Origin of the sequence: Bradyrhizobium diazoefficiens, from assembly GCF_016616885.1 — a bacterium.
Taxonomy (GTDB): Bacteria; Pseudomonadota; Alphaproteobacteria; order Rhizobiales; family Xanthobacteraceae; genus Bradyrhizobium; species Bradyrhizobium diazoefficiens_F.
The window spans coordinates 4638928-4653082 of record NZ_CP067102.1 but is presented as its reverse complement, the minus strand read 5'-3'; the positions used below and the strand labels follow the sequence as shown (position 1 = coordinate 4653082).

The 14155-nt window shown below is 63.5% G+C and carries 11 protein-coding genes and 1 pseudogene; 7 read left to right on the top strand and 5 right to left on the bottom strand.

What is annotated here, in order from left to right:
- Positions 1 to 154: 154 nt before the first annotated feature.
- A pseudogene (locus JJC00_RS21790) lies at positions 155 to 592 on the bottom strand (helix-turn-helix transcriptional regulator); the annotation flags it as partial.
- A 306-nt stretch (positions 593 to 898) separates the two neighbouring features.
- On the opposite strand from JJC00_RS21790, the gene JJC00_RS21785 reads away from it, so the two are divergent.
- From JJC00_RS21785 to JJC00_RS21775, 3 genes are all read left to right on the top strand, one after another.
- Complete coding sequence (locus JJC00_RS21785; RefSeq protein WP_200468002.1) at positions 899 to 2422, top strand: caspase family protein; 1524 nt, start codon at positions 899 to 901, stop codon at positions 2420 to 2422.
- A gap of 81 nt (positions 2423 to 2503) precedes the next feature.
- Complete coding sequence (locus tag JJC00_RS21780) at positions 2504 to 3760, top strand: FAD-dependent oxidoreductase (protein ID WP_200468001.1); 1257 nt, start codon at positions 2504 to 2506, stop codon at positions 3758 to 3760.
- A gap of 179 nt (positions 3761 to 3939) precedes the next feature.
- A complete protein-coding gene (locus tag JJC00_RS21775) occupies positions 3940 to 4704 on the top strand; it encodes an outer membrane protein (RefSeq protein WP_200468000.1) in 765 nt (254 codons plus the stop codon).
- Positions 4705 to 4795: 91 nt separating this feature from the next.
- Here the strand turns inward: JJC00_RS21775 and JJC00_RS21770 are convergent, their stop codons facing one another.
- From JJC00_RS21770 to parE, 4 genes are all read right to left on the bottom strand, one after another.
- Complete coding sequence (locus JJC00_RS21770; RefSeq protein WP_200467999.1) at positions 4796 to 5566, bottom strand: SDR family NAD(P)-dependent oxidoreductase; 771 nt, start codon at positions 5564 to 5566, stop codon at positions 4796 to 4798.
- Positions 5567 to 5587: 21 nt separating this feature from the next.
- A complete protein-coding gene (locus JJC00_RS21765) occupies positions 5588 to 5773 on the bottom strand; it encodes a hypothetical protein (RefSeq protein WP_195798285.1) in 186 nt (61 codons plus the stop codon).
- A 306-nt stretch (positions 5774 to 6079) separates the two neighbouring features.
- Complete coding sequence (locus JJC00_RS21760; protein WP_200467998.1) at positions 6080 to 6865, bottom strand: outer membrane protein; 786 nt, start codon at positions 6863 to 6865, stop codon at positions 6080 to 6082.
- A gap of 431 nt (positions 6866 to 7296) precedes the next feature.
- The gene (gene parE, locus JJC00_RS21755) at positions 7297 to 9345 is read right to left on the bottom strand and encodes a DNA topoisomerase IV subunit B (protein ID WP_200467997.1); all 2049 of its coding nucleotides are present in this window, start codon (positions 9343 to 9345) and stop codon (positions 7297 to 7299) included.
- Between the two features lie 270 nt (positions 9346 to 9615).
- Here parE and JJC00_RS21750 point away from each other — a divergent pair, with 270 nt between their 5' ends.
- The 4 genes from JJC00_RS21750 (at position 9616) to argC (ending at position 14145) form a co-directional block, all read left to right on the top strand.
- Complete coding sequence (locus JJC00_RS21750; RefSeq protein ID WP_200467996.1) at positions 9616 to 10146, top strand: DedA family protein; 531 nt, start codon at positions 9616 to 9618, stop codon at positions 10144 to 10146.
- A 208-nt stretch (positions 10147 to 10354) separates the two neighbouring features.
- Positions 10355 to 12097, top strand: a complete 1743-nt coding sequence (locus JJC00_RS21745; protein ID WP_200467995.1) for a serine hydrolase — start codon at positions 10355 to 10357, stop codon at positions 12095 to 12097.
- Between the two features lie 315 nt (positions 12098 to 12412).
- Entirely contained in the window at positions 12413 to 13096 is a 684-nt protein-coding gene (locus JJC00_RS21740; RefSeq protein ID WP_200467994.1) for an FMN-binding negative transcriptional regulator, read from the top strand.
- On the top strand, positions 13096 to 14145 hold the full coding sequence (argC, locus tag JJC00_RS21735; RefSeq protein WP_027530953.1) for an N-acetyl-gamma-glutamyl-phosphate reductase: 1050 nt from the start codon (positions 13096 to 13098) through the stop codon (positions 14143 to 14145). Before JJC00_RS21740 ends, argC begins: the two co-directional genes overlap by 1 nt.
- The last annotated feature ends 10 nt before the right edge of the window (positions 14146 to 14155 follow it).

Sequence of the window (14155 nt, the reverse complement as noted above, 5' to 3'; positions counted from 1 at the left end):
CACCGTAATGACAATCTCGGCCTCTCGGGATTAGCCGCTATCGATCCGCAGGTCTCGCTCTTGCCGCAGATCGAAGCCGGCGGGCTGATGCGCATGGCTGGCTATTTTGCGTCGGTGCCTTCCCAAGTCGACTTTTGTCCTCTGGGCTGGTTGGTCAGGCTCGATGAACCTTTCGCGCCGCCGTTTCCTGCGTCCGGAAATCGCCCGGTGGCAGCCCGTAAGCCGTGTTGAAGACCCGGTAGTAGGTTGCCAGGCTCTCAAAACCACAGGCGCGGGCGATGTCGGCGATTAGCCGCTCCGGTGCTTCGCGCATCAAGCGCCGGCTTCTCTTCAGCCGCTCCTCCGTCACCGTCTGGGAGAAGCTGCGCTCGGCGACCTCGAACAGCATGTGCAAATGGCGCACGGAGACGCCGAGCAGGTCGGCCACCCGTGTCGGCGCCAGATCGGGGTCTTGCAGATGGCGTGCGATCAGGCGCCGCGCCAGCGAGAGGCGGGCGGTCCGGAGCGCGGACTGTCCGCGCCGGCTGCCCGGCCTGACGATGCCGCGCTCGATCAGCGCCAGATGCCCCAAGGCTTGCACAAGCGGGACGGCGCCGGACGAATCATCATTCGCGGCGTGACCCCGAACAGCCCCTTGGCGCGCACCTCGCGCCAAAAATCGAAGCGATCGTGCGGCTCGACCTCGTCGGTGCACGAGCGATACACGGCAGCCCCTCGTCTCGAACGGAATTCCGCCCAGGAAAAATCAGATTCCACGGGAATCTGCCACAGGCCAGATCGTGGAACTGCAAGGTGGGACCGGTTGAACCGCTGTTGCGGCTGGACCGACTATCACATCAATGGCGTAAGGTTCCGCATGGAGCCAGCGGGGAGCCGTTCCGCAACGGGAAAAATCACGATGACGTGTCGGCTTTTCAGAATTCTGACAGCGGTTGGCCTGGCGGCGAGCCTCAGTGGTTTCGCGACTGCCGCACATGCCGAAAAGCGTGTCGCGCTCGTCGTCGGCAACAACGACTACAAGAACGTTCCGAAGCTCCTGAAGGCCGTCAACGACGCCCGCACCATGGGCGATACGCTGAAGCAGCTCGGCTTCACCGTGATGATCGCCGAAAACCAGAACCGTCAGCAATTCTCCGAGACGCTGCTCGCCTTCGACCGGGCGATCGAGCCCGGCGACACCGCGTTCTTCTTCTACGCCGGCCACGGTTTCGAGATCGCGGGCCAGAACTATCTGCTGCCGACCGACGTGCCGGCGGCGACGGAAGGCCAGGAAGAGCTGGTGCGCGACGCTTCCATTCTCGCAGATCGTGTCGTCGAGCGCCTCCAGAACAAGAAGGCGCGCACCTCGATCCTGGTATTCGACGCCTGCCGCAACAATCCGTTCGAACGTTCCGGCACGCGCGCAGTCGCCGGCGGAGGTGGGCTTGCGCCGATGACGCAATTGCCCGAAGGCGTGTTCTCGGTGTTCTCGGCAGGCCCGCGCCAGACCGCGCTCGATCGTCTGTCCAACGATGATGCCAATCCCAATTCGGTGTTCACGCGCACCTTCGCCAGGGAGCTGCTGCAGCCCGGCGAGAACCTCGTGCAGGTCGCGCAGCACACGCGCCGCCTGGTCAGCGAGATGGCCGATACCGTCAAGCACAAGCAGGTGCCGGTCTATTTCGACCAGATGGTCGACGACGTCTTCCTCAGCGGTGCCGCGAAGGATGCGGCGGCGGCCGCAGCGCGTCCGGCCGATCCGGCGCCGCAGAAGGTCGCGGCGCTGCCGCCGGTCTCGGTGCCGCGCGTGCCGAAGGAGGAGACCACCAACGCGCCGATCGCGAGCTTCTCGCGCCACAATGGCGGCTGGAGCGTGACGTTCTCCTTCGCCGATCCCACCCTCGGTGTGTCCTGGCGGATGGCCGGCAACGGTGATTTCCGCGAGACCGGCTTCATCGACGCGCTCGATCCGCGCACGCGCAAGCGGATGCCGAACCCGTCGATCGAGCTGCCCCCGGATGCGCAGGCCGGCACCATCGAGGTCCGTTACGTCGACGCGTCCGGCGACATGCAGGGCCCGTTCCCGATCAAGTTCGATCCCGAAGCGGCGCTGGTCCGCGATCAGCGCAAGATCCTCGACATGACCGCCACGAGCTGGCTGTCGTTCCGTCAGTTTAACGGGCTGCTGGTCTATTATTCCCATCTGGTGTCGTACCGCTGCGCGATCCGCGAGGTGCGGATCGGCATCGACACGGCGGTGCCGGACAAGGTGCTGAAGCTGCCGCCTTGCGACCTCCGCGATCCCTCGGCGATCACGGCCGGCATGCTGCTCTACGAGAAGCTGCCTCCAGCCACGCAGTTCATGTCGGTCGAGTTGACCTATCGTGACGGCAGCGTGTCGGAGGTCAAAAGCTTCCGCACGGCGAACCGCAGTAACAATTGAGCGCTTTCTCAAATTGAACATGCTCCCGACGCTCGCCGGCGCTACAATCGCCTGAGCGAATGCAGCAGTGAGAGTCGGGTCATGGACACAGTCACGCCGGATCAATCCGCATCGCGCGTCCGAAAAGTCCGCTGCTGCATCGTCGGCGGCGGACCGGCCGGCATGATGCTTGGCTATCTCCTGGGACGCGCCGGCATCGATGTCGTGGTGCTGGAAAAGCACGCCGATTTCTTCCGCGATTTTCGCGGCGACACCGTGCATCCGTCGACGCTTCAGGTGATGGACGAGCTCGGCCTGATCGACGGCTTCCTCAAGCTGCCGCATCAGCGCCTGCAGACGATGGACGGTCTCATCGGCGGCACCAGGGTGCGGATCGCCGATCTCAGCCGGCTGAATACCAAGTACCCGTTCATCGCTTTCATGCCACAGTGGGATTTTCTCAATTTCCTGCGCGAGGCGGGCCGGCGCTTCGCCTCGCTCGAGGTGCTGATGACTACGGAAGCGGTCGACCTGATCCGCCGCGACGACACCATTGCGGGTGTGCGCGCCAGGACGCCCGACGGCATCGTCGACATCGAGGCGGATCTCACCATTGCCTGCGACGGCCGGCATTCGACGGTGCGTGAGCGCGCAGGGCTTGGCGTCGAGGAGATCGGCGCGCCGATGGACGTGCTCTGGTTCCGCGCCGGCCGCAAGCCGACCGAGACCGAAAACCTCTTTGCGCGGATCGAGCCCGGCAAGATGATGGTCACGTTCGACCGCGGCGATTACTGGCAGTGCGCCTATGTCATCGCCAAGGGGCAATATGATGCGGTGAAGGCGAGGGGATTGCAGGCACTGCTCGATGACGTCGTGCGCATGGCGCCGGTCCTCAAGCAGGGGATCGCCGAGGTGAAGAGTTTTGACGACGTCAAGTTGCTGACGGTCGCGATCAATCGCCTCAGCCGCTGGACGCGGCCCGGATTGCTCTGCATCGGCGACGCCGCGCATGCGATGTCGCCGGTCGGTGGCGTCGGCGTCAATCTTGCCGTGCAGGATGCGGTCGCGACCGCCAATCTGCTCGCGGACAGGTTGACGCGCGGCTGTCCATCGCAGGAGGAGCTCGATGCCGTGCAGCGCCGCCGCGAGTTCCCGGTGAAGATGACGCAGGCGATGCAGGTGGTCGTGCAGAACCACATCATCAGCGGCGCGCTGCAGGGCGGCGATCGGCCGCTCAAGGTGCCGCTGCTGTTGCGGTTGATCTCCGCATTGCCACGGCTTCAGGGCATTCCGGCGCGCTTTGTTGCGCTCGGCGTCCGCCCCGAACATGTGCATTCGAAGGCCGCGCTGGCGTCGTAACGCAGGAATTGGGTAGGGATAATGTCGCGTTAAATCGCGCGCTTTGCGTTGCGTTCGTGCAACAGCGCATGCGGATTCAAAGACCGCGATGCGCCAATCCGGCGCCTTAACTTTCTTGATTCAAATTTGAGTAAGAACTGCGTGTGAGCGTGCGCCCATCAAAGGACACGGGGTGTACCATGCGTAACAAGTTGATTGCCGCCTTCGCCTGCACGACCGCTCTGGTTTCGGCCGGCGCCGCTTCCGCCGCCGATCTCGCCGCGCGTCCCTACACCAAGGCGCCCGCTTATATCGAGCCGTTGTTCAACTGGACCGGATTCTATGTCGGTGGCCACATCGGTGGCGCCTGGACCAACGAGCAGTTCATCAACAATGGCAACGGTGGCGGCTTCGGCGATCTGCTGCCGGGGCAGGGCTATCGCCAGCGCAACTCGGGCATCATGGGCGGCGCCCAGATCGGCTACAACTGGCAAGCCAACAACTACGTGTTCGGCATGGAAGGCACGATATCCGGGCTCGACAACAAGGGCACCATCGTGAACACCGCCTTCGGCCCGGCGAACGACGTGTTCTCCTGGCGTGCCAATGTGCTGGCGACAGTCGTCGGTCGCGCGGGCTTTGCCGTGCAGAACAACCTGTTCTACATCAAGGGCGGCTATGCCGGCGTCAACAATCGGCTCTCGGTCACCGACCCGGTTGTGACGGGAACGGGCGGCCAGACTCACTGGGCCAACGGCTGGACCGTCGGCGCCGGCTGGGAATACGGCATCACCCGCAACTGGATCGTTGGGCTCGAGTACAATTACGCGGCCTTCGGCAGCCAGACCTATCAGCTCGGCGGCACCACGGCCAATTACACCTTCGATGCCAAGCCGCGTGACATCCAGTGGGCCGTCGTCCGCGCGAGCTACAAGTTCGACGCACCGGTCATCGCCCGCTACTGAGCACGCAACGAACGATCTGCAAAAAAGAGTACTGCCAATAACTCAAAGCCCCGGCGCTTTGCCGGGGCTTTTTTTCGTGCGACGCCGCGCCTTACGCCATCACCGAGAATCCGCCATCGACGGGGATCGCAGTGCCCGTGACGAAATTCGAGGCGGGCGAGGCGAGGAATACGGCGATGCCGGCGAAGTCGTCGATGTCGCCCCAACGCCCCGCAGGCGTGCGCGCCAGCACGCGCTCGTGCAGGCCCGACACCTGCTCACGTGCGCCGCGGGTGAGATCGGTGTCGATCCAGCCAGGCAGGATCGCATTGACCTGGATGTTGTCGGGCGCCCAGGCATTGGCACAGGCGCGCGTGTACTGCACGATGCCGCCCTTGCTCGCCGCATAGGCGGTGGCGAAGCTCGCGCCGAAGATCGACATCATCGAGCCGATGTTGATCACCTTGCCGTTGCCCGACGCCTTCAGCGCCGGATAGGCGAGCTTCGAGCAGACGAAGGCGCTGGTGAGGTTGGTGTCGATCACCTTGTTCCACTCGTCGAGCTCGAGCTCGTGCGGCGGTTTGCGGATGCTCATGCCCGCGTTGTTGATCAGGATGTCGATGCGGCCGAGATCCCTGACGACACGGTCGATCATCGCCGCGACCGCGGTCTTGTCGGTGACATCGGTTGTGACGGAAATCGCCTTCACGCCGCGCGCCTTGAGATCGGCGACGGCCGCGGCCGACTTGGTTTCGTTGCGTCCGACCACGGCGATATCGGCGCCGGCGTCGGCGAGCCCGTGCGCGAGGCCGAGCCCGATGCCGCCATTGCCTCCCGTGACGATCGCGACTTTGCCGCGCAGATCGAACCGGTTGGATGTCATGCTGTCACTTCCTGGTTTCTTCTATTGGTTGCTTTGCCAGATCAGCACCAGCCCGAAGCCTGCCATGGCGGCGCCATAGCCGGCCCATTGCAGCTGGTTGATCATGAAGCTCGATCGGGGCCAGGCGACGGTACCCGTGCCCTGTCCGATCCAGAGCAGCCCGACAGCGAGGGCAAACAGGCCTGCGATCAGCAGAAATCTGCGCATGCATTCCTCCCCATCGGTCCGATTCTGTCGCGACCCACGGCACAAGGTATCGCCGCGGATCGCGAAAACGTCCCGCAAGACTAGCCGTAGCTTCGGTTCGGATACAATGGCTGCGGACGCAGGCCGCGGGGAGGACGCGTGTCCGCGCGCAAGATAATTCTTGGCACCGCGGCTGCGGTCGCGCTGATCGCGGCCTATGCCCGCGTTAAACGATGAACCCATAACGAAAAAGCCCCGGCGGAACCGGGGCTTTTGACGTCTGAAGTTCAGATCAGATCAGTGCTTTTCAGCTCAGTGCTTTTCAGCTCAGTACTTGGCGACGACGGGACCGGTCCAGTTGAAGCGGTAGACCAGCGAGGTCGAGATCGTCTGGTTCCAGCTGTTGGCGCGGATGCTGTTGACGCCGGTCGGCAGGTTGGTGACGTCGGAGAGCTCATCCCGGGTCTTGGCGTCGTAGAAGGCCGAACGGTATTCGGTCTTCATGAACCAGCCGGGCGACGTGATACCGAAGATGTTCAGGCTGTTCTCGACACCGCCGCCGACGAACCAGCCGTTGCGGTTGTAGCCGCTGAGGTGCACGCCAGTCGGAGCGCCGCCCAGGGTCGTGAAGCTGGTGCTGCCGAAGTGGGCGCCAGAGTAACCGCCGTTGACATAGGAGAGAACGTTCGGAGCAACCAGCCAGCCGAGGCGCACGCCAGCGGCCCAGGAGTCTTCCAGCTTCTGGTTGCCGGTGTAGCCGAGGATCGGATCCTGCACGGTGGAGCGGATGCTGCCGAACTGACCGTCAGCGAACACGCCGCCGACCCAGGTGCCGCTGAACTGCCAGTCGTAGCCGAGGCCGACGGTGCCGAACCAGCCCGAGCCACCCTGACGCTGGGTGATGGTCAGCGGAACCGCGCCGACGGTCGACTGGACGGACTGGTCGGAGTTCGAGAGACCGCCGCCGCCGCCGCCGAAGATGTAGAAGCCGGTCCAGTTGGCAACCGGCGCAGCCACCGGGGCCTTGACGTAGGGACGGGCAGCAAGGTCAGCCGCCGAAGCCGAACCGGTCATCGCCGCGACCGCGGTCAGTGCGAGTACAATCTTCTTCATGATAAAATCCCCAACCTTGGTCCGTAGCAGGCGCGAGCGCTCTGAAGTCCGTGTGATCTGATACCCGAACTATAGACGGTTCTCGCCGAAATGCTGTTGCAGGGCAGGCACAGTCGCCGGAAAACGCCCGCTGGCGGGGTTTCGAAGTGCCGTCGCCGAATCCGCTAAAAATGATGTAACTTCAATGTATTACGACGGGCCGTCGAAGCTTCCGTGCGGGTAGGCTTTCGTTAGGAAGTGGCCTTTGTCCGAAACGGAGGCAATCCTGCCTCAGCCCCTGGCTTGCCGCCCCGGCCGCTGTGAGTCGTTGGCCGAGTCGGGCATTCGAGAGGTAAAATGCTGCGGATGAATCGCCCTAAGAGGCCCAATCGTCCATCCCGAATCAAAAAGCCCCGGCCGCGGGCCAGGGCTTTTCGACGAGAATCGCCGCATCAGACGTCGAGCAGCTCTTCGCTGGCGAACTCGGCCTTGTCGGAGATGAAGGCGAAGCGCGCTTCGGCCTTGGTGCCCATCAGGCGCTCCACTGAATCCGCAGTGGTGTCGCGATCGTCGGGCAACAGTACCACCTTGAGCAATGTGCGCTTGCTCGGATCCATAGTGGTTTCCTTGAGCTGCGCCGGCATCATCTCGCCGAGGCCTTTGAAGCGGTTCACCTCGACCTTGGCATTGGCGTTGAACGTGCTCTTGATCAGCTCTTCCTTGTGCTTGTCGTCGCGCGCGTAGACTGACTTGGTGCCGTGGGTCAGCTTGTAGAGCGGCGGTACAGCAAGGAAGAGATGTCCTTCGTCGATCAGCTTCGGCATCTGCCGGTAGAAGAAGGTGATCAGCAGCGAAGCAATGTGGGCGCCGTCGACGTCGGCGTCGGTCATGATGATGATGCGCTGATAGCGCAGATCCTCTTCGCGATATTGCAGAAGCTGGCCGCAACCGATCGCCTGCACCAGATCGGAGAGCTGGGCGTTCGCCGTCAGCTTGTCCTTGCCGGCGGAGGCGACGTTGAGGATCTTGCCGCGCAGCGGCAGCACAGCCTGGGTCTTGCGGTCGCGCGCCTGCTTGGCGCTGCCGCCGGCCGAGTCGCCCTCGACGATGAAGAGTTCTGAGCCGTCGGTGCCCGCATCGGTGCAGTCGGCGAGCTTGCCGGGTAGGCGCAGCTTCTTGCCCGCGGTTTTCCGCGCGGTCTCTTTCTCCTGCCGCCGGCGCAGACGCTCCTCGGCGCGGTCGATCACGAAGTCGAGCAGCCGGTTGGCCATGTTCGGATTGCCCGACAGCCAATGATCGAACGGATCCTTCATCGCCTGTTCGACGATGCGCTGCGCTTCTGCGGTGGCGAGACGATCCTTGGTCTGGCCCTGGAATTCAGGCTCGCGCACGAACACCGAGAGCATCACGGCGGCCCCCACCATCACGTCTTCCGAGGTGATGGACGAAGCGCGCTTGCCCTGGCCGACGCGCTCGGCGTGGTCCTTCAGGCCGCGCAACAGCGCGCTGCGCAGGCCCGATTCGTGCGTACCGCCATCGGGCGTCGGAACGGTGTTGGTGTAGGAGGAGAGGAAGCCGTCGGCATCCGCGGTCCAGGCCACGGCCCATTCGCAGGCGCCATGCGCACCGTTGCGGCCCGATTTGCCGGAGAAGATGTCGGGGTGCACCAGCGTGTCGGCGTGGATCGCGGCTGCCAGATAGTCCTTCAGGCCGCCGGGGAAGTGGAAGGTCGCTTCCGGTGGAACATCCTCGACGCCCTTGAGCAGCTCGGGCGCACAGTTCCAGCGGATCTCGACGCCGCCGAACAGATAGGCCTTTGAGCGCGTCATCTTGAACAGGCGCTGCGGCTTGAACGCGGCCTTGGCGCCGAAGATGTCGGTGTCGGGCTTGAAGCGTACGCGCGTGCCGCGGCGGTTGTTGACCTTGCCGAGATCCTCGAGCTTGCCCTTGGGATGGCCGCGCTCGAACGTCATGCGATGCAGCTTCTGGCCGCGCGCGACCTCGACCTCGAGCCGCGAGGAGAGTGCGTTCACCACGGAGATGCCGACGCCGTGCAGACCGCCCGAGGTCTCGTAGACCTTGCTGTCGAACTTGCCGCCCGAATGCAGCGTGCACATGATGACTTCAAGCGCCGACTTCTTCGGGAACTTCGGATGCGGATCGATCGGGATGCCGCGGCCATTGTCGGTGACGGTGAGGAAGCCGTCTGCGGAGAGCTCGACGCCGATGAAGGTCGCGTGCCCCGCTAAGGCCTCGTCCATCGAGTTGTCGATGACTTCGGCGAAGAGATGATGCAGCGCCTTCTCGTCGGTGCCACCGATATACATGCCGGGCCGGCGCCGGACCGGTTCCAGTCCTTCAAGCACCTCGATGTCGGCGGCCGTGTAATCGGCCTCGCCACCGGTCCCACGCGGGGCCGCCTTTGCGGCAGTCGTGCGAGCTTTCGGCTCATTGCCGTCGAACAAATCGTTTTTGCTTTTTGTTTTCAAATGCTTGGACATATATCTTGATGCGTTTTGAGGGCCGCGCAGCGGCGAATCGGTTCAGGCGACTATGCCACGGCTGGCTTGGAAAGGTCACCGCGTGCCAGCCGGGCGGGGTGTGGGTGAGAGCCAATCTCGGCGATTTTACGCCGTATCCCTACCAGTTCCCGGCAATTTGAGGCCCAAGCCCGGCTTGGGCGGGGTTTTGTGACTTGATGTCACACAAGTCCTTGGCTTACCAGTCTTTTCATCTGACGAACTCGTGACGGGGCGGGAAGGCGATCTGGAATGGAGCAGTACGCGCACGCGCTGGCCGACTTCGTGCGTGCTCATCAGGTCTGGGCGGCGCCGATCGTGTTCCTGCTGGCCTTCGGCGAGTCGCTGGCTTTCATCTCGCTCCTGATCCCGGCCTGGGGTGCTTTGGTGGCGATCGGTGCGTTGATCGGTGCGAGCGGCATCAGCTTCTATCCGGTCTGGATTGCCGGCGGCATCGGCGCCGCACTTGGCGACTGGGTCTCCTACTGGTTCGGCTACCGCTACAAGGAGCAGGTCGCCCAGATGTGGCCGCTCTCGCGCTATCCGGAAATCCTGCCAAAGGGCGAGGCCTTCGTACGCAGCTGGGGTGTGCCCAGCATCTTCATCGGCCGCTTCTTCGGCCCCTTGCGCGCCTCCGTGCCGCTCGCCGCTGGCATTTTCGAAATGCCTTACTGGAGCTTTCAGGCCGCCAATTTCGTCTCCGCGCTGGTCTGGTCGGCGGCGCTCCTGCTGTTTGGCGACGTGATCGCGACGATCATGGAATGGCTCTGGCGGGTGATCTAGAGGGTCTTCTGGAGCGTGCTGCGCACGATATCGATCAGCCGATGGGCTGCCGGCCGCGAGAGGAAAGAGCAGCGCGATTGCCTGATCCATCGCAGGCTTCCGAGAAATATGTGCCACGCTTGCACGGGCCAGCCGCAAATGCTACGACACGTAGCATTACGGGTCGTCATCCAGCGATTGTGGAGGCGACCGGAAAAAAATGTGTGTCATGTCCAGCCGATCTGTCCGAAGCAACACGACCATCACAGCCCTCATCCCCGAGCTCGACGCGCTGGTCGCGGAGGCGATGGCGGAGTGGCAGGTGCCGGCCGTGACACTCGCCGTCGTGCAGAACGGCGAGACGGTGCTGCTCAGGACATGGGGCCAGCGCGACGTCGAGAGCGGGCTGCCCGCGACGCCAGAGACGCAGTTCCTGATCTGCTCGATCACCAAAACTTTCACCGCCACGGCGTTGGCGCTGCTGGTGGCCGAGGGACGGCTCGATTGGAAAAAGCCGGTCCGCGACACCATTCCCGAATTCCGCCTGTATGACGCGATCGCGACCGAGCGTGTCACCGTGCGCGACCTGCTCAGCCACCACTCCGGCCTGCCCCGCCACGACTGGATATGGATTCCAGCCGATCTCTCGCGCAGCGAGATGATGACGGCGCTGCGTCACCTTGAGCCGGCCCGGGACATCCGCACCGATTTTCAATACAACAATCTCGCCTACAATGCCGCCGGCCTTGTCGTCGAGCGCATCAGTGGTCAGAGCTATGAAGATTTCATCCGCACCCGGCTGACTGATAAATTGCGGATGCCGGTCGGCTTTTCAGCCGAGGAGTACGCCGCGGCAACTGATGTCGCCGTTCCCTATCTGGTGGAACGCGGCGACGTGCGTTCGCGCAGCAAATTCTTCCCCATCACCACGACGGGCGCCGGCGCCATCGTCACCTCGGTTGCCGCCCTCGCCAACTGGATGAAGTTCTTGCTGGCCGAGGGCGAATTCGCCGGCGAGCGCCTGCTGTCGTCCACGCTGATCCGGGAGATGCAGTCGCCGCGCGTCTTCGCAGGCGCTGCTGAGTGGGAGGAGTTCGGCCATTCGCACTACGGGCTGGGCTTCAACCACACCACCTACCGGGGCGAGCGCGTGGTCGGACACTCCGGCGGCTGGCTCGGCTGGAGCACGCTGATGCGCCTCATCCCGGCGCGAAACACCGGCATCGCCGTCTTCACCAACACCGGCGGCAATCCGGTGTCCAGCATTCTGATCAACCGCGTTCACGATCATCTCGCCGGCAACCAACCCGTGCCATGGCTGGATCGCCTGCGCGACATGCGCCGCAAGGCGCTGGCGCAACAGAAAACCGACGACGCGGCGAAGCCTACAGCGCGCAAGCTGAACACGAAGCCCAGCCATGATCTCGCAGATTTTTGCGGCGCCTATGAACACCCGGCCTATGGCCGGGTGGTCATCACACAAGACGGCGACAGCCTGCACTGGGCCTGGCGCGGCACGAAGGCGAAGCTCGCACACCGGCACTACGATTCGTTCCAGCTGCCGTACGTTTTCGGAGACCTGAATCCGGACGATCTCGTGATTACCTTTGCGACCGACCGCGACGGCAACATTGCCAGTCTCTCGGCCCAGCTCGAAGTGCTGGTGCCGGATATCGTCTTCAGGCGCACCGCCGCAGGCGAATGCATGGACCCTGCATTCCGGTCGGCCTGCGTAGGCGAATACATTCGCGGCGATCAGACCCACGTCGTCACCGAGGATGCCGAGAGCCAGCTTACGCTGAAAATTCCGTTCGTGCCGCTCTACCAGCTACGGCCCTACCAGGGCGCGACGTTCAGCATCGTCCAGCTCGACGGCTATCGCACCGAATTCCGCCGCGGCCCGTCCGCCGCGATCAAGGAACTCGTGTATCACCAGCCGAACGGTACCTTTATCGCGAAGCGCATCCCGTAGGGCGGATTAGGCTGGTGCAAGTATAAGGTTCTATTATCATTCTACTACAAGTTCGGCTCCGATACAGGCATCCCGCCATCACGTCCCGACCGATTTGGGCTTGACCCAGGAACCCGCCGGCCCTATAGCCCCGCGCCATGATCAACGCTGCGACCATCCTGTTCGCCCGTCGCCGCCGCCGCTCTTTAGCGGTTTGGGCGGTCGATCGCGTTTGAGATCATCGTCTTTGCCGCTGGATCCGATCCGCGGCATTCTCTCTCCTGTCAGCGCGATCTGATCCGGCGGCCCCCCAACAAGGCCCAGCAGGAGACCACGATGTACACGCCACCCTTTTTCAAGCCGGACCGCGCCGCGAGCCTGAAATTCGCGGGCGACCGCGGCTTCGGCACCATGTGCGCCTTCGACGGCCACAAGCCTGTCGCCTCGCCGCTGCCGTTCTATTTGACCTACGCCGCCGACGGCACGCCGCAGGCCGCCTTTCATGTCGCCCGTCACAATCCGCTGGTAAAGCTTGCGGACGGCGTGACGTCCTGGTTGCTCGCGATCAATGGCCCCGATGCCTATGTATCGCCCGACTGGTACGTCTCGCCGGATCAGGTGCCAACCTGGCTCTACCAGTCGGTGCATCTGAGTGGCCCGGTGCGGTTGTTGTCGGACGGCGAGCTGGCGGTGCAGATCGACACGCTCAGCGACAAGTTCGAGAGCTGGCTGCTGCCGAAGACGCCGTGGACTTCGGCGAAGATGACCGCAGGCCGGCTCGAGGCGCTGAAGAAGGGGATTGTGGGTCTGGTCATGACGGTTGAAGAGGTCGAAGGCAGCTTCAAACTCAATCAGCACAAATCCGACGCCGATTACGCGGCGCTCAGCGGTGCGTTGGGCTCGCAGGCGGATGCGGACTCGCGCACGATCGCAGGCCTGATGCGCGAAGCAAGACCGTTGGCCTTCGCAACAGATGCGGTACAAACACAACAAGCGATTGCGCCTGAAAGGGGCGTGTGATGAGCACGAAGAAGAAGATCGGCATTCTCGGCGCGTCCGGCTACACTGGAGCCGACGCGGTGCGCCTGCTGGCGCGGCATCCGAATGCCGAGATCACGGCGCTTACCGCCAACACCCATGCGGGCAAGGCCATGAGCGAGGTGTTTCCGCACTTCTTCATGCTCGACCTGCCAAAACTCGTGGAGTGGGAAAAGGTCGACTGGACCAAGCTCGACGCGGTGCTCTGCGGGCTGCCACACGGCACCACGCAGGAGATCATCGCGGCCGTGCTCAAGGCTAATCCCAAGATCAAGATCCTCGACATGTCCGCGGATTTCCGGCTGCGCGACAAGGATACCTATGCACAGTGGTACGGCCATGAGCATCGTGCGCTCGAACTGCAAGGCGAGGCTGTCTATGGGTTGACCGAATTCTACCGGGAGAAGATCACTTCCGCCCGGCTGGTCGCCTGTCCCGGCTGCTATCCGACGGCGGTGTTGCTGGCGCTGGTTCCGCTGGCGAAGGCCAAGCTGATCGACGTTGACGACATCATCATCGACGCGAAATCGGGCGTCACCGGCGCCGGCCGCGGGCTGAAGCAGAACACGCTGTTCAGCGAAGCGGGCGAAGGGCTGTCGCCCTATTCGGTCGGCACTCACCGACACGCGCCTGAAATCGAGCAGGAAATCGGCGTCGCGGCAGGCTCCGCGGTAACGGTGAATTTCACGCCGCATCTGATTCCGATGGCGCGGGGCGAGTTCTGCACCTCCTACGTCAAGCTCAACGGTGCAACGCCCGACGATCTGCGGGCAGCGCTGCAGAAAGCGTACGCCAACGAGCCGTTCGTGCATGTCGCCAAAAAGGGCGTGCTGCCGCAGACGCAGAACGTACGCGGCTCCAACTATGTTCAGATCGGTGTCGTCGCCGACCGCATCAAGGATCGGGCGATCGTGCTTTCAACGCTCGACAATCTGGTGAAGGGCTCGGCCGGTCAGGCGATCCAGAACATGAACCTGATGTTCGGATTTCCTGAAACCGCGGGGCTGGAGCAGATCGCACTATTTCCATAAAGCGAGGTGC